The sequence below is a fragment of the Aquabacterium sp. TM01 genome (assembly GCF_057808345.1).
The window spans coordinates 1726976-1750933 of record NZ_AP046529.1 but is presented as its reverse complement, the minus strand read 5'-3'; the positions used below and the strand labels follow the sequence as shown (position 1 = coordinate 1750933).

21 protein-coding genes are annotated in these 23958 nt (G+C 65.4%); 10 read left to right on the top strand and 11 right to left on the bottom strand.

Annotated elements, in window-relative coordinates; genetic code table 11:
- Positions 1-18: 18 nt before the first annotated feature.
- Positions 19-1281 (bottom strand): MFS transporter, encoded by a 1263-nt coding sequence (locus tag AC3WW4_RS08025; RefSeq protein WP_488827866.1) that lies wholly within the window; start codon positions 1279-1281, stop codon positions 19-21.
- Positions 1282-1552: 271 nt separating this feature from the next.
- On the opposite strand from AC3WW4_RS08025, the gene AC3WW4_RS08020 reads away from it, so the two are divergent.
- From AC3WW4_RS08020 to AC3WW4_RS08010, 3 genes are read left to right on the top strand one after another with little or no spacing between them, the layout of a single operon-like run.
- Positions 1553-2308: a phosphonate ABC transporter ATP-binding protein gene (locus AC3WW4_RS08020; protein ID WP_488827865.1), complete on the top strand. Its 756-nt coding sequence runs from the start codon at positions 1553-1555 to the stop codon at positions 2306-2308.
- Complete coding sequence (locus AC3WW4_RS08015) at positions 2283-3965, top strand: PhnE/PtxC family ABC transporter permease (protein WP_488827863.1); 1683 nt, start codon at positions 2283-2285, stop codon at positions 3963-3965. Before AC3WW4_RS08020 ends, AC3WW4_RS08015 begins: the two co-directional genes overlap by 26 nt.
- 16 nt (positions 3966-3981) lie before the next feature.
- Positions 3982-4848: a putative selenate ABC transporter substrate-binding protein gene (locus AC3WW4_RS08010; RefSeq protein ID WP_488827862.1), complete on the top strand. Its 867-nt coding sequence runs from the start codon at positions 3982-3984 to the stop codon at positions 4846-4848.
- Between the two features lie 100 nt (positions 4849-4948).
- Here AC3WW4_RS08010 and AC3WW4_RS08005 read toward each other — a convergent pair whose 3' ends face one another.
- The 3 genes from AC3WW4_RS08005 to moaA all read right to left on the bottom strand — a co-directional run bounded on the left by AC3WW4_RS08005 (position 4949) and on the right by moaA (position 8821).
- Positions 4949-5734 carry a response regulator gene (locus AC3WW4_RS08005; RefSeq protein WP_488827861.1) on the bottom strand — a complete coding sequence of 262 codons (786 nt, stop codon included), beginning with the start codon at positions 5732-5734 and terminating at the stop codon, positions 4949-4951.
- Complete coding sequence (locus tag AC3WW4_RS08000) at positions 5731-7773, bottom strand: type IV pili methyl-accepting chemotaxis transducer N-terminal domain-containing protein (protein WP_488827860.1); 2043 nt, start codon at positions 7771-7773, stop codon at positions 5731-5733. The genes AC3WW4_RS08005 and AC3WW4_RS08000 overlap by 4 nt, the downstream gene beginning before the upstream one ends.
- Positions 7774-7840: 67 nt before the next feature.
- Positions 7841-8821, bottom strand: a complete 981-nt coding sequence (moaA, locus tag AC3WW4_RS07995) for a GTP 3',8-cyclase MoaA (protein WP_488827859.1) — start codon at positions 8819-8821, stop codon at positions 7841-7843.
- Between the two features lie 144 nt (positions 8822-8965).
- Here moaA and AC3WW4_RS07990 point away from each other — a divergent pair, with 144 nt between their 5' ends.
- From AC3WW4_RS07990 to AC3WW4_RS07975, 4 genes are all read left to right on the top strand, one after another.
- On the top strand, positions 8966-9481 hold the full coding sequence (locus AC3WW4_RS07990; RefSeq protein WP_488827858.1) for a hemerythrin domain-containing protein: 516 nt from the start codon (positions 8966-8968) through the stop codon (positions 9479-9481).
- Positions 9482-9603: 122 nt separating this feature from the next.
- Entirely contained in the window at positions 9604-10395 is a 792-nt protein-coding gene (locus AC3WW4_RS07985; RefSeq protein ID WP_488827857.1) for a PaaX family transcriptional regulator C-terminal domain-containing protein, read from the top strand.
- A gap of 106 nt (positions 10396-10501) precedes the next feature.
- A complete protein-coding gene (locus AC3WW4_RS07980; protein WP_488827856.1) occupies positions 10502-11359 on the top strand; it encodes a universal stress protein in 858 nt (285 codons plus the stop codon).
- 91 nt (positions 11360-11450) lie between these two features.
- Complete coding sequence (locus AC3WW4_RS07975) at positions 11451-11723, top strand: DUF2789 domain-containing protein (RefSeq protein WP_488827855.1); 273 nt, start codon at positions 11451-11453, stop codon at positions 11721-11723.
- Here the strand turns inward: AC3WW4_RS07975 and AC3WW4_RS07970 are convergent.
- The 3 genes from AC3WW4_RS07970 to AC3WW4_RS07960 all read right to left on the bottom strand — a co-directional run bounded on the left by AC3WW4_RS07970 (position 11711) and on the right by AC3WW4_RS07960 (position 16391).
- Positions 11711-13108: an efflux transporter outer membrane subunit gene (locus AC3WW4_RS07970; RefSeq protein WP_488829707.1), complete on the bottom strand. Its 1398-nt coding sequence runs from the start codon at positions 13106-13108 to the stop codon at positions 11711-11713. The genes AC3WW4_RS07975 and AC3WW4_RS07970 overlap by 13 nt on opposite strands.
- An 81-nt stretch (positions 13109-13189) precedes the next feature.
- Positions 13190-15169 carry a MacB family efflux pump subunit gene (locus AC3WW4_RS07965; RefSeq protein ID WP_488827854.1) on the bottom strand — a complete coding sequence of 660 codons (1980 nt, stop codon included), beginning with the start codon at positions 15167-15169 and terminating at the stop codon, positions 13190-13192.
- A 4-nt stretch (positions 15170-15173) separates the two neighbouring features.
- Positions 15174-16391, bottom strand: a complete 1218-nt coding sequence (locus AC3WW4_RS07960; RefSeq protein ID WP_488827853.1) for an efflux RND transporter periplasmic adaptor subunit — start codon at positions 16389-16391, stop codon at positions 15174-15176.
- A 69-nt stretch (positions 16392-16460) separates the two neighbouring features.
- On the opposite strand from AC3WW4_RS07960, the gene AC3WW4_RS07955 reads away from it, so the two are divergent.
- Positions 16461-17210, top strand: a complete 750-nt coding sequence (locus AC3WW4_RS07955) for an SDR family oxidoreductase (protein WP_488827852.1) — start codon at positions 16461-16463, stop codon at positions 17208-17210.
- Between the two features lie 150 nt (positions 17211-17360).
- Here AC3WW4_RS07955 and AC3WW4_RS07950 read toward each other — a convergent pair whose 3' ends face one another.
- Positions 17361-18401 (bottom strand): asparaginase, encoded by a 1041-nt coding sequence (locus tag AC3WW4_RS07950; protein ID WP_488827850.1) that lies wholly within the window; start codon positions 18399-18401, stop codon positions 17361-17363.
- Positions 18402-18521: 120 nt separating this feature from the next.
- Between AC3WW4_RS07950 and lexA the strand changes: the two genes are divergently transcribed.
- Positions 18522-19226, top strand: a complete 705-nt coding sequence (lexA, locus tag AC3WW4_RS07945) for a transcriptional repressor LexA (protein WP_488827849.1) — start codon at positions 18522-18524, stop codon at positions 19224-19226.
- A 123-nt stretch (positions 19227-19349) separates the two neighbouring features.
- On the top strand, positions 19350-19685 hold the full coding sequence (locus tag AC3WW4_RS07940) for a hypothetical protein (protein WP_488827848.1): 336 nt from the start codon (positions 19350-19352) through the stop codon (positions 19683-19685).
- A gap of 159 nt (positions 19686-19844) precedes the next feature.
- Here AC3WW4_RS07940 and phbB read toward each other — a convergent pair whose 3' ends face one another.
- From phbB to AC3WW4_RS07925, 3 genes are read right to left on the bottom strand one after another with little or no spacing between them, the layout of a single operon-like run.
- Positions 19845-20582 (bottom strand): acetoacetyl-CoA reductase, encoded by a 738-nt coding sequence (gene phbB, locus AC3WW4_RS07935; RefSeq protein WP_488827847.1) that lies wholly within the window; start codon positions 20580-20582, stop codon positions 19845-19847.
- A 43-nt stretch (positions 20583-20625) separates the two neighbouring features.
- The gene (locus AC3WW4_RS07930; protein WP_488827846.1) at positions 20626-21804 is read right to left on the bottom strand and encodes an acetyl-CoA C-acetyltransferase; all 1179 of its coding nucleotides are present in this window, start codon (positions 21802-21804) and stop codon (positions 20626-20628) included.
- 47 nt (positions 21805-21851) lie between these two features.
- Positions 21852-23669 (bottom strand): PHA/PHB synthase family protein, encoded by a 1818-nt coding sequence (locus AC3WW4_RS07925; RefSeq protein ID WP_488829706.1) that lies wholly within the window; start codon positions 23667-23669, stop codon positions 21852-21854.
- Between the last annotated feature and the right edge of the window lie 289 nt (positions 23670-23958).

Genomic DNA, 23958 nt, shown 5'->3' with positions numbered 1-23958 from the left:
GTGTCCTTGAGGGGGAAATCAGGCGCGCTTGCCGACGGGAGCGTGCTGGGGCTCACCGCCCACCACGTCACGAGAGCGAACTTCGGTCATGTACATCCAGATCAGCGAGACCCAGACGACGCCGTAGAGCAACATGAAGGCGCTGGAGCGAACACCGGTGAGGTCCAGCAGGTAACCGAACATGATCGGCAGCACGAAGCCACCCAGGCCACCCGCCAGACCCACGATGCCGGAGATGGCGCCGATGTTGGTGGGGTAGTCATTGCTGATGTACTTGAAGACGCTGGCCTTGCCGAAGGCCATCGCGATGCCCAGGGCGAACATCACCACCGTGAAGGCGTAGACGTTCAGGCCAATGTGGAAGGTTTGCGGGCCGTCCACCGTGGTGATGGTGAAGGCGGTTTGCGGGTAGCTCAGGATGAACAGGCAGATCCAGCACACCCACAGCACCCACCAGGTCACCTTGTGGGCGCCGTGCTTGTCCGACAGATAACCGCCGATGGCGCGCAGCACCCCACCCGGCAGCGAGAAGCAGGCGGCCAGCAAGGCGGCGACACGGATGTCCAGGCCATACTCGCCCACGTAGTACTGCACCATCCACAGGCTCAGGCCCACATAGCCGCCGAACACGATGGAGTAGTACTGGCAGTACTTCAGAACACGCGGGTCCTTGAGCTGCTTGAACTGCTCGCTGAAGCTGGCCTTGGACTGAACCAGGTGACTGGGATCAGAGTAGCTGCCAAACCAGAACAACAAGGCCGTGCCCAGCATGATGGCGGCATACACCTGCGGCACCATGGTCCAGCCTGCGGCCACCACGATGGCCGGGGCGATGAACTTGTTGACCGCGGCACCCGAGTTGCCCGCGCCAAACACCCCCATGGCAAAACCTTGCTGATTCTTGGGGAACCAGCGGGCCACGTAGGGCGTACCGACCGAGAAGGAGCCACCAGCCAGGCCCACGAACATGCCCAGCACCAGGAAGTGCCAGTACTGGGTGGCGTAGGACATCAGGTAGATGGGCACCACGCACAGCAGCATGGTGATGAAGAGCACGATGCGACCGCCGAAACGGTCGGTCCAGACGCCCAGCGGCACCCGGACGAGCGAGCCCGTGAGCACCGGCATCGCAGTCAGCAGGCCAAACTGGGCATTGGTCAGCCCCAGGGCCTTCTTGATGGGGATCCCGATGACGCCGAACATCATCCAGACCATGAAGCACACCGTGAAGGCCAGTGTGCTGACTACCAAGACCGATAAGGCCTTACCTCTCTGAGACATGGGAAGCTCCTATTCCTATGTCTCGCAGTGTTCAAAAATAACCCTTCTCTGAACATCCTTCCGTCGGTCAGGGGTAATCGGTCAAAAGGAGTAGTCCTGCATCAACCTTGATGTGGATCAGTATCCGCCCACACCGCCCCGCTGGCGCCCGCAAGGTCAGGCGCCGCTTGCGCCGGACCCGAGGTCGTAAAATGGGGCGCTTTGCCACGCGACCTTGCCTTGCTGATGTCTATTTCCTTCTTTCGCTGGCGGGCGCCGTGCTCGCGTTGACATGACGCCCGAGCTCCATCTGCGCGATGTGGGCAGGCATTGGGGTGAGCGCCCCACGCTCCAGCACGTCACACTAAGCCTGAGCGCCGGTGAACGTGTCGCCCTGATCGGGCCCAGCGGTGGCGGGAAATCGACCTTGATCAAACTCCTGGCCGGCTCGCTGCGGCCCACTGCTGGGGTCATCGAGGTCAATGGCCGCGCCATGCGCGACTTCAGTTGGCCAGAGCTCCAGCGCTACCGCTCGCGCTGCCGCATCGTCGAGCAGCAAAGCCTGCTGGTGCCCCAGTCCACCGTGCACACCAATGTGCTGGCCGGCCTCTTGTCGACCTGGCCCTGGCACAAGGTGCTGCGGGCCGCACTGTGGCCGATCGAGCGCCAGCGGGTTCACACGGTCTTGCAGCAACTGGGCGTGGCCGAACACCAGTGGGCCAAGGCGGGCGAGCTCAGCGGGGGCCAGATGCAGCGTGTGGCCATCGCCCGGGCCCTGATCGCCGATCCGGCCATCTTGCTGGCCGACGAGCCCACGGCCTCGCTGGACCCGCATACGGCCCGCGCCGTGACCCGACTGATCATCGAGGCCGCCAAAACCCGCCACATGGCCCTGGTGTTCTGCACCCACTGGTTTGACATCGTCAAGCGCGACTGCACCCGTGTCATTGGCCTCCAGAACGGCCAGATCATGTTCGACCTGCCCCCCGATCAGGTCTCGTCCGGCCAACTGGATCAGTTGTATGCAGGCAGCGGCGAGCGGATTTGACCGGGTCCAGCCCTGGCGACGCTGGGCGCTGTGGCTGCTCGTCCTGCTCTCGGCCGAGCTCTGCCTGGCCCTGACCGGCGCGCAGGTGGGCAAGCTGTTTGACCGCGATGGCCTGGGCAATGCTGGCGCCATCCTGGGCGGCCTCCTGCATCCTGATCTGTCGCCCGACTTCGTCAGCCGCGTTCTGACGCTGTCCGTCGAGAGCCTGCTGATCGGCCTGCTCGGCACCGTGATGGCCGTCATCCTTGGCGTGAGCCTGGCCTACGTGGCCATCCAGGTGCCGGACCTGCCCGACCCACCACGACGCGCGCCCACCCTGGTCCGCGTGACGGCGGCCGCCTTGCGCTGGCTGGCCCGCTTCACGCTGGGCTTTTTGCGCGCCATGCCCGAGATCGTCTGGGCTTACATCTTTGTGCGCCTGCTCGGCCTGGGCCCCGGCGCGGCCGTGCTGGCCATTGCCCTGACCTCCGGGGGCGGCATCGGCAAGCTCTATGCGGAACTGGCCGAGGCGGTCGATCCGCGCGCCGTGCAGGCCCTGCGCGCCACCGGCGCCTCGCGCTGGGGCATCCTGGCCTTTGCGGTGGTGCCCGCCGTGCGGCGCCAGTGGATTGCCTACGCCCTGTTTCGCCTGGAGTGCAACATCCGCAACGGCACCATCCTGGGTGTCGTGGGTGCTGGCGGCCTGGGCAGCGAGATCGCGCTGAGCATCCGTTACTTCGAGTACGACAAGCTGGCCACCACCTTGCTGGCCGTCCTGGCTTTTGTGCTCATCCTGGAGGCCGTCAGCCAGCAACTGCGCCAGCGCGGGGCCCGCTGGTCCCTGGCCTTGGCCGGCGTCGGCGGCACCCTGGCCCTGTGGCGCCTGGACATCCCCTGGACAGACCTGTGGTCGGCCCCCGGCCTGGCGCTGTTTTCATTTGACGACATGCGGCCCGACCTGCCCCTCATCACGTCCGTGGTGGCCCTGACCGGCGACACCTTGATGATGGCCTGGGTGGCCACGGTGCTCTCGGCCATCGTCGCCTTTGTGCTGGCCCCCCTGACCGTGGCGCCCTTGATGACGGGCAGCTACCTCCCCGACCCCGTGCGTCGCTCACCGCTGGCCCAGGCCCTCGCGCAGGGCTTCAAATGGGGCAGCCGCAGCCTGCTCCAGGTCACACGCGCCATGCCCGAGCTGACCCTGGCCCTGGTCTTCGTGGTCTGGGTGGGCGGCGGCCCGCTGGCCGGCATCCTGGCCATTGCCGTGCACAACATGGGGGTGATGGGGCGCCTGTACTGCGACGTGATGGAAGAGGTCGAACCCGGCCCGGCCGCGGTGCTGCAGGCGCAAGGTGCCAGCCCGCTGGGCACCTTCCTCTTCGGTGTCCTGCCGCAGATCAGGGCGCGCCTGGCGGCGTTCACCCTCTACCGCTTCGAGTGCAATGTGCGCGCCACCGTGATGGTAGGCTTTGTGGGCGCGGGCGGCATTGGCGATGCCTTGAACACCGCCATCAGCCTGTTCCACACCCGCGACCTGACCCTGCTGCTGCTCACCATGGTGACCGTGGTGTCCCTGGTGGACGCCATCGGTGACCGCATGCGTGCCCGTCTGCTGCGAGGCAGCGCCCACAGCGCGGGCCAACCGGCCTCCTCCGCCCTGTTCTTTCAACCCGCCTGACACAAGGAAACACCCCATGTTCAAACGTCTGACCCAGCTCGGCCGCCTTGGCGTGCTCGCCCTCGCCCCCCTGCTGGCCGCCACCGCCCATGCTGAGGACGTGATCCGCGTCTCCGGCATCCCCGACGAAAACCCGACCGAGTTGGCACGCAAGTACCAGCCGCTGGTGGACCACCTGCAAAAGAACCTGGGCGTCAAGGTCGTCTATGTGCCGGTGATCGACTACGGCGCGGCCGTCTCGGCACTGGCCGCCGGCAAGATCGACTTTGCCTGGCTGGGCGGCTTCACCTATGTGCAGGCCAAGGTGATGGCCGGTGCCAAGCCCGTCGTGATGCGCGACATTGACCGCGAGTTCCAGAGCGTGTTCATCACCAACACCGCCTCGGGCATCACCAAGCCCGAAGACATGCGCGGCAAGAGCTTCACTTTTGGCGCCAAGAGCTCAACCTCCGGGCACCTGTTCCCCCGTCACTTCCTCAGCACCAAGTTCAAGATTGATGCGGACAAGGACTTCTCGGGCGCGCCCCTGTACAGCGGCGCCCACGATGCCACCGTGAAGATGGTCGAGTCCGGCAAGGTGCAGGTCGGTGCGCTGAACATCGAGGTCTGGAACCGCATGCTGGCCGCCAGCAAGGTGGACCCGTCCAAGGTCAAGGTCATCTGGACGACCCCGCCGTTTGTGGACTACGTCTGGACCGCGCGCAAGGACCTGCCTGCCGCCACCGTGCAGAAGTTTGCCAATGCCTTCCTGGCCCTGGACGCCAGCAAGCCAGGCGACAAGGCGGTTCTGGACCTGCAGGGCGCCAAGAAGTTCGTGCCTGCCAAGCCCGAAGACTTCCTGGTCATCGAGCAAGTCGGCCGTTCGACCGGCCTGCTCAAGTGATCACACGGGCGTGACAACGCCCTCATGATGCAGCAGCGTTTCAGTCGCGTGTTGTGGTGAAGTTGAGCAGGAAGGGCCGGTCAACAAGCGGAGGCCGGCATCAACCTTGGTGTGGATCGGTGACCGCAAACACCGCCGCCTGCACCCGCGAGGTCAGGTTCAGCTTGCGCAAGATGTGCTGCACGTGGATCTTGACCGTGGTTTCAGCGATCTGCAGCGTACGGGCGATTTCCTTGTTGCTGGCCCCGCGCGCGATTTCACGCAAGATGTCGTTCTCGCGCGGCGACAGGCGGGACACAGGCAGAGGTGCTTCGTCCTTGGGGCGATCGGAAGCCGGCTCGGGCTGCCCCGCACCGAGACCATGTTCGTGGCCACTTCCGGGGCCGTGCCCTCCCTCCTGCGCGCCTGAAACACCGGTGGGCCTCTCTCCAGCGGCTGGCGCACTGCTCACCACTTGACGATAGGCCGCCATCAGCTTGCCCGTCATCTCGGGGGACAAGACCGATTCGCCGCGCGTGGCGCGCAGCACCGCGTCGACCAGCTCATCGCCCTCGACGGTCTTGAGCAAATAGCCTGCCGCCCCTCGTGCCAGGGCTTGCGCCAGGTCATTGGCATCCTCGCTCACGGTGAGCATGACGATGCGCGCCCGGGGCACCGTGGCACACAACTGGGGCAAGGCCTCGACCCCATGAACACCGGGCAAGTGGTTGTCGAGCAAGATGACATCGGGCTGGTGCTGGGCTCCCAGCTTGAGTGACTCGCCGGCATCGCGGGCCTCGGCCACCACATGGACGCGTGCGTCCCGCGACAGCAAGGCGATCAGCCCGCGACGGAACAGGTTGTGGTCGTCCACCACCATCAGGCGGACAGGTGGGGTATCGGTCATGTCAAGGCACCAGGTTGGGTAGTAGGGCCGCCAGAGCGGCTGGCCACCAAGTTGGGCAAACGCAATTCGATCAATGTCCCCTCAGGGCCCGATTCGCAGCGCAAGTCAGCGCCGATGCGCTGAGCGCGTTCACGCATGATGCTCATGCCCACATGGGTTGTGTTGGGGGGGCCCGACTGGACGTCGAACCCGCAACCGTTATCGCGCACCCGCACACACCAGCTGGGCTGGGTCTGGACGTCGACCCACACCTGGGTCGCCTGGGCATGCTTGCGGGTGTTGGAGAGCGCTTCCTGCACGATGTGCAGCACCTGGATCTGGACATCGGGCGGCAGCGGCAGCCCCTGCCCCTGCACACTCAACTGCGCCCGCAGCTTGGACTGATGCTCGAATTTGGAGATCGTCTCCCGCAAGGCCGGCTCGATGTCGTCCGTGTGCGTGCGCACCCGGAAGTGCAACAGCAACTCGCGCACATCGCTGTAGCTCTCCTTCACCCCGACATCGAGCTCAGCCATCGCGGCCTCGATGGCAGGCTGGTCCTGGCGCACCATGGCATCGCGCAAGAGCTGCATCTGAATCTTCAGGAATGCCAGAGACTGAGCGATGGAATCGTGCAACTCCTGCGCCAGCAACTGACGCTCAGAAGCCACCGCCGCCTCGCGCCCCAGCGCAGCGGCCCGCAAGCTCTCCATGGCGCCGGCCAGGTGGCTGGCCAAGGCTTCGAACAGGGCCGTCTCCTCTTCACTCAGGGCCGGATCACCCCTGTAGAACAACTCGACCTCGCCCAACACCCGCAGGTGCAGGCCCAGCGGCACGGTGATCAAGGTGGAGTAGCCCGCACGCTCGCAATGGTCGTGGATGCGCCGACCGGCGGACTGGCTGTTGAGGTTGCGCGTGGCGTCCAGAATCGGGATCACCCGCACACTGGGCAGGCTGCCGGGCTCGACCTTTGCGCCACACAGGCAGTCTCCCGACAAGACGCACTGCTCCTCTTCGGCCATGACATGGGGCAGGCAGTCACTGCCCAGCAGCACATAACGCTCGTTGGCCACGTCCGACCACCGGATGGCCACCGCATCGGCCTGGGCAATGCGCCGCATGTGGCGTGCAAAACCATGCGCCAGGTCCTCCAGCGTCTCGGCGCTGGCCACGAAGGCCGCCACCTCATAGAGGGCGCTCAAACGCTGTTGCTTGGTTTCCAGGCTGGCGGTTTTCTCGCGGACCTTGGTCTCCAGGTTGCCATACAGCGACTGCAGGTTCTCGGCCATGCTGTTGAAGCCATCGGCCAGGGAGCCCATCTCGTCGCCGGCCTCCACGATCACCCGGGTGGCGAAATCCCCCTTCTCGATGTCGTGCAAGGCCGACTTGAGCCGCGACACCGGCTCCAGGATGACGACATAGCCCGCGTACATCAGCGCCAGCGCGCTCAAAATCGCCAGGGCCATCATGGCCAGCTGAAAGCTGCGCAGCAAGGTGGTCCAGCCCGACAGGTGTCGCTCGACGGCAGACACGAACAGGTCCACCTGCGCCACAAACTCATGCACATGGGCATTCAAGGTGTTCGGTGCGACCGTGCCGCTGGCAATCACCAGCGCCTGGTTGCGCAGACTCTGCCAGTGCGTCACCACGCCCTCGAACTGGGCGCGGGTGTGACGGTCCCAGGGCACCGCCAGCGGACGTGACGCATCGCCACGCCGCAGCAAGGCCACGCTGCGGTCAAAGTCATTCAACTGGCCTGCCACCTCGGCCTTGAACTGTGCCGTGTCTCCCGGCTTTTGTTGCAGGCTCAAAGCCAGTTGGTAGCTGCGCATCCGCATGCGCCCGGCCTCATTGACCGCCGCCGCGCCGCCTTCCAGCTGCCAGGTCACCCACAGCGTCAGGCCGATGGAAGCCAGCGCCAGCACCAGGAAAATGCCCCCGATGAACGTCAGCTTGGTGGCCAGGCCCATGCTACCCAGACGTGAACGCAAACGCCGATGCAGGCTTTCGGGCGGTGCATCGGCGGCAGAGAGGGTCTGGTTCTTGAAGTAAATCGGCAATACAGGCTCCGTCAGGGCAAGGGCCCTGGACACAGATCAGGGTGGCGATGGGGTTCCCACGGCATGCTCAACCCCCGGTCTGTGACATGAACCGCACGATCTGCTGGGGGCGTTCGTTGAACTCATGGCGCTCGGGTTTGGCCTCAATACCGGCGTGGATGGCATTCACCAGCTCGGCATCCGTGGCCCCGTCCCGCATCATGCGGCCCAGCGGCACCTGGTCGTTCTGCCCCAGGCAGAGGTAGAGCGTGCCGTCCACCCCCAGGCGCACCCGGTTGCAGGCCGCGCAAAAATGCTGGGACATGGGGGTGATGACGCCCAGGCTCATCTGGCGATCGGGTGTGCACCAGTAGCGCGCGGGCCCGGCCCCCTGCCCCATGATCTCGGGCACCAGGCCATGTTGCGCAGCCAGCTGCTCACCCAGCGTGCTGAGGTCCACCCCCTGGGTGGCACGCCCAGTGTCCCCCACAGGCATGGGCTCGATCAGGCGCAGCACGAAACCTTGCTCAATGGCAAACGCCACCATGCGCTGCACCTCGTCCAGGTTGACGTCGGCCTGCACCACCATGTTGAGCTTGATCGGGCGAAACCCCGCCTCGCGGGCGGCGCGCAGGCCATCCAGCACATCGGCCAGGCAATCACGCCCGGTGATGCGGGCAAAGCAATCGGCGTCCAGCGAATCGAGGCTGATGTTGAGGCGACTCACCCCGGCTTCGCGCAAACCCGCAGCATGGCGGGCGAGTTGGGTGCCGTTGCTTGACACCGACAGATCGCGCAGACCGGGCAAGGCCGAGATCTGGCGCGCCAGGTCGGTGACACCGCGACGCAACAGTGGCTCACCGCCCGTCAGCCGCACCTTGCTCACCCCCAGACCCACGAACAGGCCCACCAAACGGGACATCTCTTCATGGCGCAACCAATGCGCGGGCTCTTCGAAACCTTTGAAACCCTTGGGCAGGCAGTAGGTACAACGCAGGTCACACCGGTCGGTGACCGATACCCGCAAGTAATCGATGCGGCGCTGGAATGAATCAATCAGACGGGTCATGGTGTGGGGGCTCAGTGGTCGCCCAGATGGACGGACGGCAGCTTGTCAGTCACTCTAGGGAAGCCACACCATTTTGCCTATCGATCGGAAGGACTAGTCCATTGTGGGCTTTGACCCTGACCCCGGACGTGCTAAGAATGCGACATGCGCCCACTTTTGCAACCCGTGGCCCCCAGCATCGACGATCCGATCGAGTTGCTGCAGGCCTGCCATGACAAGGTTCGCCGCTTTGCCGGTCTGACACTGCGCCTGCGTGCCCACCTCGCCGAGCGGGGCGCGGACGATCAGGCCCAGGAAGCAGCGCGATCGATTCTGCGCTATTTCGACATGGCCGCCCCGCTGCACCACGACGATGAAGACCTTGACCTGTTTCCGGCGTTGCGCGCTTTGGGGCAAGCCGAGCTCACCGCCCGCATCGACGAACTGGAAGCCCAGCACGTCAGCCTGAGCCGCCTGTGGCAAGCCCTGCACCCCTGGCTGAGCGCCACGGCCGCAGGCCAGTCCTGCGCGGCCCCCGCCGAGGTCGACGAGTTTGCGACCGCCTACCCCGCGCATGCCGCGCGCGAGGAGACCGAGATTTACCCTGCGGCGGCCCAACTGAGCGTTGTGCAACTGCGCCACATCAGTGATGCGATGGTTCGGCGACGCACGCCCGCCTGAGCCCATGACAGGGGCGGGGCGCGGACGCTGATCACTCCGCGTTTACCGGATGAGGAAAACCTGAATGCAGAAAGTATGATGCACACCATCCCCTGCATGGGTGTTTTTGCACATTGCCTGTCATGTCCTCTCCTGCCCCGAAATCCCTGATCCTCAATCTCATGCGCGCAGCTGAGGGGCGTCCCGTGACCGCAGCCGATGCTGTGGCGTCGGCGGCACTGTTCGGTATCCGCGAAAACAGCGTGCGCGTCACCCTGGTGCGCCTGGCCGCTGCCGGGATGATTGAATCGGCCGGGCGCGGCACCTACAAACTGGGGCCGCAGGCCACTGACCTGGCTCAGGATCTGTCTGGCTGGCGCCACAGTGAAGCCCGCGTCACCGATTGGTCGGGCGCCTGGATCATGGTCAGCACCGGCGCCCTGGGGCGCAGTGACCGGGTGGCCTTGCGCCGCCGCGACCGTGCTTTGGCCCTCCTGGGTTTCAAGGCCCTGGACAGCGGCCTGTACGTGCGGCCCGACAACCTCAAGGGCCACACGGCGGCCGCGCGAGAGCGACTGCACCGCCTGGGGCTGGAAAGCGCAGCCCCGGTGTTCACCGCCACCGAGCTGGACGCCGAGCTGGACGCCCGGGCTCGCACCTTGTGGCAAGGTCAGGCCCTCACGCAAGGTTACATCCAGACCCGCCAGAAGCTGCAGCAATGGCTGAGCCGCTGGCACGAGCTGGAGCTGGATGCCGCCGCGCGCGAGTGCTATTTGCTGGGCAACGAGTCCATTCGACAGCTGATTTTCGATCCGTTGCTGCCCGATCCTCTGGTCGACAGCCAGATGCGGCGCGACTTCACGCAAAGCGTCTTGGCCTTCGACCAGACGAGCCACGAGATCTGGCGCAAGCTGCTGCCGTCCATGAACCTGTGAGGGGCCGCCTCAAGGGGCACCCACGCTGTCAGGCCGACATGATGACCGCGCCATCCGGTTGTGGCACACACCTACAATCACAGACATGTTTCAGCCTGCGCTCACGATGAACACGGTCCTGGCCTGCGTGGATGCGCAAGGCCACCCCTCGGCCGTGTGTGACGGAGCCACCTGGGCAGCACGCCGCCTCCATGCGCCGCTGAATTTCCTGCAGGTGATCGACGAAAGCGAAGCCCACACCGGCGAAACCCACTTCAGGGACCTGACCGGCTACGACGCCAGCCCCACACGCACCCAGGCGCTGGACGCCATGCCCGCCAGCCACATCATCGGGGGGCAATCACACAGCCAGCAGTTGCTCGAAGGGGTGCGTGCACGCGCGCTGCACCTGGGGCAGACCCTGATCGACCTCAGCCTGCGCCAGGGCAATCTCACCGATGCCCTGCTGGACTTGAGCCAGGAGACCCGCATGGTGGTGATGGGCCTGCACTCCCATCACCTGGACAGTCCGTGGCGACAAGACTCCCACCATCTGGAACAGGCACTTCACGCCGTTCAACAGCCTCTGCTGGTGGTCACCCGCTCCCACTTCGCACCGCCAACGGCCTTCGCGCTGGCTTACCACGGTGGCGCCGAGTCGCTGCAACTGGTTGACGCGGTCGCCGAGTGTGACCTGCTGCAAGGACTGCCCTGCCATCTGGTGCACGTGGGCGAACGCAAGGCCGACATCCAGGCCGAAATGTCGCAGGCTGCTCAGCGTCTGGCTGACGCCGGCTTCAGCACCCACCTCGTGATCGAATCCGGTGACGTGGCGCAGGTGATGGCCCGTCACCTGACCATCCAGCAACTGCCGCTGCTGGTCATGAGCGCGTTCACCCACACGGGGTGGCGCCAGAAACTGCTGGGCACCACCACCTCGGCCCTGCTGCGTCGCACCCCCGCGAGTGTGCTCGTGCTGCGTTGACCTTTGCTCACTAAGGGCGGGGGCAGACGGGTTGACGCGCGGCGTTCATCGCAGTACAACAGGCTATTCGCCACGTACAGGAGGTGCCGAGATGGACCCAGCTGTTCACACCCTCAGCGAGCTGTTTCGTCAGTTGGGCCTGCCCGACACGCGTGCCGATGTGTCGCGTTTCATTGCCGTGCATCGCCCGCTGCCGCCCGAGGTGAGTTTGTCCGAAGCGCCGTTCTGGCGCCCCGAGCAAGCCCGTTTCCTGAGCGAAGAGTTGCAGGACGATTCAGACTGGGCCGAGTTGATTGACACCCTCGACGCCAGCCTGCGCCATCCCGGGCCCCATCCAGGCGCCCCCTTCCCTCACTCACCCTGATCCGACGCTGGCTGAAGGCCACCGCCCAGTGACTGATACAGGGTGGCCAGCGCATTGAGACGGTTCAGGCGATTTTGCGCCAGGCTGTTTTCGGCCTGACGACGGGTTTCTTGCGCATCCAGCCAGGTCTTGAGCGCCGTGGCGCCGGCCCGGTAACGGGCCTCGGCCAGGCGTTCGGCGGTCTGGGATGCGGTCAGGGCCTCGGCCAAACGTGCGCCCTGGTCTTCATACTGCACCCGCGCCGACAAGGCGTTTTCCACATCGGCCAGCGCTTCGTACCAGCTTTGCCGGTACGCGCGCACCGTGATCTCGTGGTCGGCCTCGGAGATGGCCACGCTGCGCGCCATGTCACGCCACTGCACAAAAGGCAGCAACAAACCAGCGCCAAGCGTGCCAATCGGGTCACGCAACACATCGGACAAGGCGGAACTGCTGCCGCCTACGCTGCCGGTGAGCGTCAGGGACGGATAAAAGCTCGCGCGGGTGGCATCCACGGACGCCACACTCTTGCGCAAACGCCACTCCGACGCACGCAGATCGGGCCGGCGACTCAGCAAAGAAGCGGGCAGCCCGGCGGCAACCGGCGGCAAGGCCCCGTCAGGCAGTCGCACGGCCTCGTTCAGAGCAACGCCCGGCGGGCCATCGAACAAGATGGCCAGGGCATTGCGCGCCTGCACGCGCTGCTGCAACCACTGTGTGTGGTTCGCTTCCTGGCTGGCCAGGGCCTGGGTGGCCTGCGCCACCTCCAGACCCGAGATGCTGCCCACGCTGTACTGGCCTTGCACCAGTTTGAGGGTCTGGCGCGCATAGGCAATGCTTTGCTCGCTGGCTGCTACCCGCTGGTTCAGGTAGGCCACTTGCCAGTATTGGCTGGCCACCGTGCCCACCAGGGCCATGGCCGTCGCTTGGCGGTCTTGCTCCGTCGCCTGGGCTTCCCACTCGGCGGCATCGCGCAAGGCCCCCAAGCGATTCCACAAATCCACCTCCCAACTGGCGCTCGCGGTGAGGGAGTGGGTGCGCGTGGTAGCGCCGCCGTCGATCGCCTGAGAGGCCTTGGTGCTGGCGCCCACGCTGACACCGGGTAGCCGGTCGCTCGCCGCCTGGCCCGCCACCAGTTGTGCCCGCCGCACCTTGATGGCCGCCTGGGCCAGGTTGTTGTTGCGCGCCAGAGCGTCTTCGATCAGCTGTGTCAGGCTCGGGTCGTGCAGCTCAGGCCACCAAGGGCTGAGTCCCTGCACAGCCGCCTGTGCGCCCGTCGGGCTGGAGGCGGCCGCCGCGGTCGGTGCAGCGCCCGCCCCTTGCAGCCAGGCGCCCGGCACCTGCACCGCCGGCCGCTCGTACGCCGTGCGCGTGGCGCACCCGGTCAAGGCCAGGACGGCCATCATCGTGGGCACCACCACGGCCCAGCGGCGCGACGTGTGCTCGCCATGGCTCTTCATGTGTTTTGCTTTCATGTTCTCTTATCCTCACTGCCGCGACAAGGCATCCACCGGATCGAGTCGGGCCGCGTTGCGCGCCGGCAGGAAGCCGAACACCACGCCAATCAAGGAGGACACGCCAAAGGCCGCCACGATGGACGTCACCGAATACACCATGCTGAAACTGCCCCCGATGTAATCAAACACCGCGCCGATGCCCAACGCCAGCGCAATCCCCAGGATGCCGCCCAGCAGGCACACCAGCACCGCCTCGATGAGGAACTGGCGCAAGATGTCGCTCTGACGCGCGCCCACCGCCATGCGCACGCCGATCTCCTGGGTGCGCTCGGTCACCGACACCAGCATGATGTTCATCACGCCGATGCCGCCCACGATCAGCGAGATCACCGCGATCGACGAGATCAGCAAGGTCATGGTCTGCGTGGTGCTTTCGATGGTCTGGCGAATGCTGTCGCTGTTGCGCACGAAGAAGTCCTTCGTGCCATGGCGCTGGCTCAGCAGCTTGACGATGCCCTGCTCGGCTGCGGCCGAAGGCGCCGTGTCGCTGATGCGCACCGTGATACTGCGCAGGTGACGCTGACCCAGCATGCGCCGCATCACCGTGGTGTAGGGCACCCACACGTTCAGGTTGTCGCTGGCCATGAAGCCACTTTCCTGCGGTGCCGTCACCCCCACCACACGCACCGGCACACTGCCCAGAAAGATCACCTCGCCTACGGGGTTCTCGCCTGCCGGGAACAAGGCCTTGGCCGTGTTCGGATCGATCACCGCCTCCTGGGTCTGGCGGCGCACGCCACTGGCATCAAACGCCTGCCCCTTGGCCAGCGTGTAGCCCTTGACGCGGAAAAACTGGTCACCCACGCCATTGATGTTGGCCGTGGCCTCCACATTGCCGCGCCGCAGCGTCACACTGGTGTTCACGCTGGGTGTGGCGCTGTCCACAAAGTTGAGATTGGCCAGGGCATCGGCGTCAGCCGGCACCAGCGTGCGGATGCGTCCGGCGGTCCGATCGCCAAAGTTCTGTCCGGGGAAAACATCGATGGTGTTGGTCCCCATCGCGCTGATGTCCTTGAGGATGCGCTGGCGTGAGCCCTCACCCAGGGCCACCATCGACACCACCGAGGCAATGCCGATGATGATGCCCAGCATGGTCAAGAGCGTGCGCAAGCGGTGGCCGGCCATGGCGCGCAAGGCCATGGTGAAGGCCTCGGTGAGACGGTCCCAATTGGCGCGCCAGGGATGAGGGGCCAATTGCGCACGCTCGCGTTTGACTGCGCCGGGCTGGTCCGCGCCATCCTGACGCCGGTCGGACACCACCTCCCCGTCCGACACCTCGATGATGCGCTGCGCATGGCTGGCCACCTTGGGGTCATGGGTCACGATGATGACCGTGTGCCCATCGGCGTGCAGTTCGCGCAGGATGCGCATCACCTCGTCACCACTGGCCGTGTCCAGGGCCCCTGTGGGCTCGTCGGCCAGGATGACGTCGCCGCCATTCATCAAGGCGCGCGCAATGCTGACACGCTGCTGCTGGCCGCCGGACAGTTGCCCCGGCTTGTGCTCGATGCGCTCGCCCAACCCCAATCGGCCCAGCAAGGCGGCCGCGCGGGTGTGCCGGTCGCTGGTGTTGTGCCCCGCGTAGATGGCGGGAATCTCGACGTTGCCCAGCGCACTGAGGTCGCTGAGCAGGTGATAGCGCTGGAAAATGAAGCCGAAATGCTCGCGCCGCAAGCGCGCCAGCTCATCGGGCGCCAGATCACCGGTGGCCAGGCCCGCCACCTTGTACACACCCCGGCTGGGCCGATCCAGACAACCGAGGATGTTCATCAAGGTGGACTTGCCCGAACCGGATGCACCGATGATGGCCACCATCTCGCCGGCTTCGATGCGCAGGTTCACGCCCTTGAGGACGGCCACCTTGCCTTCACCGGACGGGAACTCCCGCCACAGGTCCTGCACCTCCAGCAAGGCGGGCTGGGCGGCGCGCTGGGTCTGCTTGTCACTCATGGCGTCAGAACATCCGTGGCATGCGGCCCGCACCGGCCCCGCCGGCGCCGTTGGCACTGCCCTCACCCACGACCACCTTCTCGCCGGCCTTCAGGCCTTCGAGCACCTGCGCCTGCACGCGATTGTTCAGGCCCACCTTGACATGGCGCGTGCTCACCTTCTGCTCCGCCCCTTCGCCTTCCAGCACCCTGACCTCGTACGTGCCCTTCTTGCGATCACGCTGCCCCAGTGCCGTGGCCGGGATCACCAGGGTCTTGTCAGCCCGGTTGAGCACCACGAACACCTGCGTCGTCATGGCCACCCGCAGTTTGCCCTCGGGGTTGTCCACATCGAACAGGCCGTTGTAGTAGATGGCGGCGGTTGTGGCGCTGGACGTCGTGGCCTTGTTGTCCGTCTGCTCGGACTCCGGCACCGGCTCAATGGCCCGCAACTTGGCCTCGTAGCGCCGCTGCGGCTCGCCCAGGATGGTGAAATACACCGGCAGCCCCGGTTTCACCCGCACCACGTCAGCCTCGGAGATTTCGGCCTTGATCTGCACCTTGTCGAGCTTGGCCAGCTTGATGATGGTGGGCGCCGACTGCAGTGCGTTCACGGTGCGGCCTTCCTCAGCCACCACCGCGATCACCACCCCGTCGATCGGGGCCACGATGCGCGTGTAACCCAGATTGACCCGGGCGGTGTCCACCGAGATGTTGGACTGGCGGATCTGCGCGTCCAGCGCTGCAATCTCGGCCCGCGTGGTGGCCAGCGTGGCCTCGGCGTCGTCCAGATCGGCCTTGGAGCCAGCATCAAGCTTGAACAGGTCCTTCTTGCGCTGGTAGCTCAACTCGGCCTGGCGCAACTGGGCCTGACGGGCCTGACGCTGCGCGCTCAGCAAGGACACCTGGGCCTCGGCATTGCGCAAGGTGTTGGTCTGGGTGGTGGAGTCGATCTCGGCCACCAATTGCCCCTTGCGGACCTGATCGCCCAGCGCCACATGCAGGCGCTTGATCTGCCCGGACACCTGGGCGCCCACGCTGACCTCTTGCGAGGCCTCGATCGTGCCGCTGGCCAGCACGGTATCCTCGATATCATCGACCGTCACCTCGGCCGTGATCACCTGGGGCGCGCTTTGCGGCTTGAAATAGACTGCCTTGATGCCCCAGCCTGCGGCCGCGACCAAGGCCACTCCTGCTGCCAGGCGCCAGCCCGACAGCCATCGATTGCGTTTGTTTGTGCTCATGTTCACAGTGTCCTGATCGACGGTGTCCCAACTGCGTGCCGTCCGTAAAGGAAATGTAAAGTCAAAGCCATGAATGCCGTCACCCTCATCACCGGCGCCAGCCAAGGCATTGGCGCCGCCACCGCCCGCCTGCTGGCGTCGCAAGGCCACTCGTTGCTCATCCACTACGCCCACCGGGCCGATCTGGCGCAGGCCGTGGCCGACGAATGTCTGCAACTGGGCTCACCACGCGCCATCATCGCCCAGGCCGATCTGGCCACCGAGGCCGACCTGCTGCGCCTGTTCGCCACAGCGGACACCTCTCTGCCACCGCTGACAGGCCTGGTCAACAACGCCGGCATCGTTGACCGCACCGCACGTCTGGATGAGATGGATGCCGATCGCCTGGCGCGCATGTTCGCCGTCAACGTGGTGGGGCCAATGCTGTGCGCACGCGAAGCGGTCAAGCGCATGTCCAGCCGACACGGCGGACAGGGGGGCGTGATCGTCAACGTGTCCAGCAGCGCGGTGCGCACCGGCTCCCCGTCCCTCTATGTGGACTATGCCGCCAGCAAAGGCGCCATCGACGTGTTCACCCACGGTCTGGCCAAAGAGGTGGCGGGCGAAGGCGTGCGGGTGTGTGCGGTGCGCCCGGGCATCACGGCCACGGGCATCCATGCCACCGGCGGCGAGCCTGACCGGGCCGATCGCCTGGGGCCGACCTTGCCCATGGGACGCGCCGCCCATCCGGAGGAGGTGGCCCAGGCCATTGCCTGGCTGCTCTCGGATGCGGCCAGCTACACGGCGGGCGCCATCCTCGACGTGACCGGCGGGCGCTGATTCAGCACGCACGCCATCGCTGTCATCAGGCTTTCACACCTGCACGACACACTGCGTCCTGTTCCGGGTCGTCAGTGACGCATCCGGAGGGAGCAAAGGCAGTCCTGACATGCTGGCCACCACAGTCAGGACAAGGCCCACGCCCCCAACCTATCCAGCGCGCCCCGCCGCCAACAGGGACAGTGTGAGTGCCACACGGGCCTGGGCCGCCGTCAGATCCGGCACAGCCGGCCATTCGTCGCCCTCACGCGCCAGAACCCCGCCCCGCGCCACGCGGCTGCTTCGCCAGACGGTGACCCCTTGGCGCGCCGCCTCGCGCAGGGCCTGGGTCAGCCCTTCGTGCAGCGTGCCATGCCCGGTGCCCGCTACCACGATGCCCCGCAAGGGCCGCTCCGCCGCCTCACCGTAGGCCAACATGGCCCTCACCAGCCAGCCATCGGCATCGGCATGGCTGCACACGATCTCCACCCGGGGCGGATCGGCTTCCAGATACCCCCAGCCCAGCCGGCCGCTGGCGGGCCAAGCGTGAAGCCAGACCTCCTCGGTCCACGCATCTTGCTGGTGCGCCTCGGCTCTGAGGCCGAAGCCCGCCAACGTCTGGGCCACGCCCTCGTCTGGCGACGCGTCCAGGGGCTTGAAGGTCAATAGCGGCAGCGCCCCGCCACCATCGAAGGCATCCAGCGCGCGGCTGTGCGACTTGCGCACATCGTTGGCCGACCAGACCCGCCCGTGCATCACGGCCACCACGCCGCCCAAGCCGCGACGCGCCGCTTCCTGCACCACCCGCACCGCGTCCTGCAGATTGGCAGGCCCATCCGCATGGGGCGACGTGGCCGGGTACATGGCGGCGGTGAGGATCACCGGCTTGGCGCCATCATGCAAAGCCTGCAACAAGCAGGCGGTTTCTTCCAGCGTGTCGGTGCCATGGGTGATGACCACCCCGGCCACATCGTCACGCGCCAGATGCAGGTGCAGGGCCCGCCCCAGTTGCCGCCAGACCGACCAGCTCATGTCCTTGCTGTCCACCTGGGCGACCTGCACAGCCTCCAGGGGCACGCCTTGCAAGGCTGGCACGGCCTCGACCAGTTGAGCGACCGACAACTGCGCAGCCTGATAAGCCCAGGCACGCGACGGGTCATGCCCGGTCCCCGCGATGGTGCCGCCCGTCCCGAGAATCACCACCTTCTGCATCGTCGCCTCAAGTCCACACTTCAACACCGACAAAATACTGGACAAACAAACAGTCCTGTATAGAATGACAGTCAACGTCGCCACCCGCCGGACACCCCACAGCTCAAGGCACGACACCTGATGACGAACGATAAACCCAAACTGACGCCCCGCCAGCAGCAAATCTTCGAGCTGATCCAGCGTGCCATCGCCAAAACCGGTGCGCCACCCACGCGTGCCGAAATTGCGGCCGAGCTGGGTTTTCGCTCGGCCAATGCGGCCGAAGAGCACCTGCAGGCGCTGGCCCGCAAGGGTGTCATCGAATTGGTCGGTGGCACATCGCGCGGCATCCGCCTGAAAGCCGGCACGCTGCGCACGGTGAACGAAACCCGCAAGCGCGGCGACACCGAATCGTCGGGCCTGCCCTTCAACCTCCCGCTACCGGGACTGGAGCAGCTCGTGTTGCCCCTGATCGGACGCGTGGCGGCCGGCCACCCCATCCTGGCGCAAGAGCACATCGAACAAAGCTACGCCGTCGAGCCCAGCCTGTTTGCCAAGCGCCCGGACTACCTGCTGCGCGTGCGTGGCATGAGCATGAAAGACGCCGGCATCCTTGATGGCGACCTGCTGGCCGTGGCACGTGCCCGCGAGGCACGCAATGGCCAGATCGTGGTCGCCCGCCTGGGCGACGAGGTCACCGTCAAACGCTTTCAACGCACGCCTCAGGGCATCACCCTGCTGCCCGAGAACCCCGATTTCGAACCCATCCTGGTCTCACCCGACCACCCCGAGTTTGAACTCGAAGGGCTGGCCGTGGGCCTGATCCGCAACCAGCTGCTGATCTAGGCAAACTTTCTCCTCACCATGCGGGTGGCGGGCATTCGCATCACCAGGCCGGTGGTGCAATCCCGCGTGGTGATCCTTTGCTGGAATCCTGCCGAACTTCAACGCTGTCTTTGGGAGTTCATCATGATTCATCACCTGGCCCGTGCTTTCCATGCCCGCGAGACCCACCTCGCCGGCCCCCCCTCCACCGACGGTTCACGCCCGGCCTCCGCGCCTGCGGCACGCCCCGTCAAACCGCGGCCCATCACGCCCTGGAGTGCGCCGCAGCCCTCTGCCAGCAGCACGCTCCACGGCGTCATGGCCCAGGTCATCCCCTTGCGCATCGCCCCAGGCAGTCGCACTCGGGTGCGCATCAGCACCGATCCCAGTGATGCCCGTCGCACGGTCATTGCCGGGCGCTTTGCCGAGGTGTGCGCCGCCCTTGATCGCCTAGTGCGCGAACAAGAAGCGGCCGCCTGACGCCCCCTTGACGCCCGCCCCAAGACGGGCGAACCCGAGCGCCACACCAGGTTGCGACCAAAAAAAATCCCGCCGGCATCGCTGCACGGCGGGAGGGTGTGGGAGCCAAGCCCCATGCGCCTTGGGCACAACCCAGCCAGTCAGGCCGGGTTGACCTCATCAGCCCATGTGCAAGCCGCCGTTGACCGAGAAGTCGGCGCCCGTGGCAAAACCCGCTTCATCGCTGGCTACCCACGAGATCATCGAGGCGATCTCTTCGGGGGTACCCAGACGCTTGACGGGAATCGTGGCCACGATCTTGTCGAGCACGTCCTGACGGATCGAACGCACCATGTCGGTCCCGATGTAGCCAGGCGAAACGGTGTTGACCGTCACGCCCTTGTTGGCCACTTCCTGAGCCAGGGCCATGGTGAAGCCGTGCATGCCCGCCTTGGCGGCCGAGTAGTTGGTCTGGCCAAACTGACCCTTTTCGCCGTTGACCGAGCTGATGTTGACGATGCGGCCCCAACCCCGGTCCACCATGTCGTCGATCACCTGTTTGGTGACGTTGAACATGCTGTTGAGGTTGGTGTCCATCACCGCATCCCAGTCGGCCTTGGTCATCTTGCGGAACATGCCATCACGCGTGATGCCGGCGTTGTTCACCAGGATGTCGATCGGGCCATGCTCGGCCTTGGTCTTCTTGAAGGCCGCGACGGTCGAGTCCCAGTCGGCCACATTCCCCACCGAAGCGTAGAAGGTGTAGCCCAGGGCTTTCTGCTCGTCGATCCACTTGGTGTAATCGCGGCTGGGGCCGCAGCCAGCGATCACCTTGTAGCCATCGCGGTGCAGGCGCTGGCAAATCGACGTTCCGATGCCACCCATCCCGCCGGTAACGTAGGCAATTTTCTGAGTCATGGTGTGCTCCTCTTTGTTTGTGTGATGACCTGAACCAGGCGTCTCAACGCTCGATGGTCAAAGCAACGCCCATGCCACCGCCGATGCACAGCGAGGCAATGCCCTTCTTCGCGTCACGACGTTGCATCTCGTGCAGCAGCGTCACCAGAATGCGGCAACCCGACGCACCGATGGGGTGGCCGATGGCGATCGCACCACCGTTGACGTTCACCTTGCTGGTGTCCCAACCCATTTCCTTGTGCACGGCACAGGCCTGCGCTGCAAAGGCTTCGTTGATTTCCAGCAGGTCGAGCTCGGACGCCTGCCAGCCAGCACGCTCCAGCGCACGACGCGAGGCGGGCACCGGGCCCATGCCCATGTAAGCGGGGTCCAGACCGGCGCTGGCGTAAGACTTCAGGCGACCCAGCACCTTCAGGCCCAGTTGCTGGGCCTTCTCGGCGGTCATCAGCACCACGGCGGCAGCACCGTCGTTGATGCCCGAAGCATTGCCAGCGGTCACGCTGCCGGCCTTGTCGAAGGCAGGGCGCAGGCCTGCCAGCGCTTCGGCTGTGCTCTTGCGATTGAGGTACTCGTCGGCGTCCACCACCAGCGGGTCACCCTTCTTCTGCGGGATCACCACAGGGACAATCTCGTCTTTGAACTTGCCGGCGTCCTGGGCGGCAGCGGCCTTCTGCTGCGAAGCCAGGGCCAGCGCATCCTGCTCTTCACGGGTGATGCCGTACTGCTTGGCCACGTTCTCGGCGGTGATGCCCATGTGGTACTGGTTGTACACGTCCCACAGACCGTCGTTGATCATGGTGTCGACCATCTGCCAGTTGCCCATGCGCTGACCATCGCGCGAGTTGGGCAGCACGTGAGGCGACAGGCTCATGCTTTCCTGACCACCGGCGATCACGATGTCGGCGTCGCCGTCACGGATGGCCTGAGCGCCCAGCATCACGGCCTTCAGGCCCGAGCCGCACACCTTGTTGATCGTCATGGCGGGCACGCCGTGCGGCAGACCAGCCTTGATCACCGCCTGGCGAGCCGGGTTCTGGCCACAGCCAGCGGTCAGCACCTGACCCAGGATGACTTCACTGATCTGGTCGCCCGACAGGCCGGTACGGCGCAGCAGGTCCTTGATCACCACGGCGCCCAGTTCGCTGGCCGGGGTTTTGGCCAGTGCGCCCCCAAATTTGCCCACGGCGGTTCGCGCGGCGGCAACGATGACGATGTCAGTCAAGATCTTCTCCTTCAGTCAAGGTAAATGCCCATCGTGTGGGCACGTTGTCAGGCTTTGCGCAGAACGTATCGTCCTGGCGCAGCTTCAATCGCAGGGTATTTACGGCTGCCTGCTTGCTTGGGTGCAGCCACCATCGGGCCGGCATGGTCACGCAACCAGTCGGCCCACACGGTCCACCAGCTGCCGGCTTGCTCGTCGGCGCTGGACAGCCAGGTGTTGGCATCGGTCGGCAGTTGCTTGACCTTGGCGCCGGTCACCCAGTGGCTGCGCTTTTTCTTGGCGGGCGGGTTGATCACGCCGGCGATGTGGCCGGAAGCGCCCAGCACGAAGGTGCGGGGACCGGTGACCACCTGGGTCGAGGCATAGGCCGACTCCCAGGGCACGATGTGGTCTTCACGCGATCCGTAGATGAAGGTGGGCATGTCGAGGCGGCGCAGGTCGAGCGGCTCGCCACACACGGTCACGGCACCGGGCTTGACCAGGTTGTTTTCGAGGTAGGTGTTGCGCAGGTACCAGGCGTAGTACGGGCCAGGCAAGTTGGTGCTGTCGCTGTTCCAGTAGAGCAGGTCGAATGCCGGAGGCATTTCGCCCTTGAGGTAGTTGCCCACCACATAGTTCCACACCAGGTCGTTGGGACGCAAGAAGGCGAAGGTGGCAGCCAGATCGCCCCCCTTCATCAGGCCACCGCCCTGCGGGCTGTCCTTGCCCAGGGTCATTTCGCGCATGCGCACCGCAGCCTCATCAATGAAGATGTCCAGGATGCCAGTGTGCGCAAAATCGAGGAAGGACGTCAGCAAGGTCAGGCTGGCCACGGGCTTGCGACCCTTGGCCGCCAGGGTGGCCAGCGCCACGCCCAGCATCGTGCCGCCCACGCAGAAGCCCAGCGCGTTGATCTGCTCCGCGCCCGTGATCTCACGGGTCACGTCAATGGCCTGGATGACACCGTGCTCGATGTAGTCATCCCAGGTGGCCTGGGCCAGGCTTTCGTCCGGATTGACCCAGCTGACCATGAAGACACGATGGCCTTCAGAGAGCAGGTGGCGCACCACGGAGTTGTCAGGCTGCAGGTCGAGGATGTAGTACTTGTTGATGCACGGCGGCACGAACAGGAAGGGGGTGGCGTGCACCTTGGCCGTGATCGGGGTGTACTCGATCAGCTGGAAGAAGCCGTTCTCGTAGACGACGGTGCCGGGCGTCGTGGCCACGTTCTTGCCCACTTCGAACACGCTCTCGTCGGTCATCGACAGGTGGCCCTGGCGGATGTCGCCCAGCAGGTGCTGGATGCCGTGCTGAATGCTCTCGCCCTTGGTTTCAACGGCCTTTTTCAGGGCCTCGGGGTTGAGCGCCAGGAAGTTGCTCGGCGACATGGCGGCCGACCATTGCTGAACGGCAAAGCGCACGCGCTCACGGGCTTTCTCAGCACCGTCAAGGCTGTCGGCCAGGCGCTGCATGGTCTGGGCATTGAGCAGGTACATCGAGGCCATGAAGGCACTCGCCGGGCTCTGGCTCCACTCGGGCGCGGCAAAGCGGCGGTCCTTGACGGTCAGGCCCTCAGGCTGGGTGAGCGCCTGGTTCCAGAGTTCGGTGGCGCGCTGAAGGTACTCGCTCTGGATGGACTTGAGCGCCTCCGGCTCGACCTTGAGGGTGGCCAGCGACTTCAGATCGTCGGACATGCCGTGGCTGACGGTGTCTACAGCCTGCTGCACCGGCTTGAGGCCGGGCACGTTCAGGCCCGCCAGGGGCGACTGCTGCAGCCACGACTGAAACAGGTCGGGCGAGAAGCCCGGCAGCTTGCTCAACTGGGCCTGCCATTGCGCCTTCAGCGCCTCAATGTCCACGCCGGGCAGACGAAAGGCCGCGCCCATCTGCTCGAAAGCCGAAGCCTGAGGGGCGGAAGACGCAGGGGCCTCGGTTTGCGGGGAAGAAGTCTCTTTTGCAGCACCGCGAGCGGCACGCGGCTTATGAGGTACAGCCATACGTCTCCTGTTTGAACTAGGTACTTGTTCACGACATGATGACCGAATCGTGTGGCGTTATTCTGACGACATCACGGTGTTGCAAAGACACCAATTCGACTCATCTTTCGGTCCGCACGATGCTTTCGCATGGCCGATATTCCTATCTTGCCTTCATCACCTATAGCAAACCCGATGC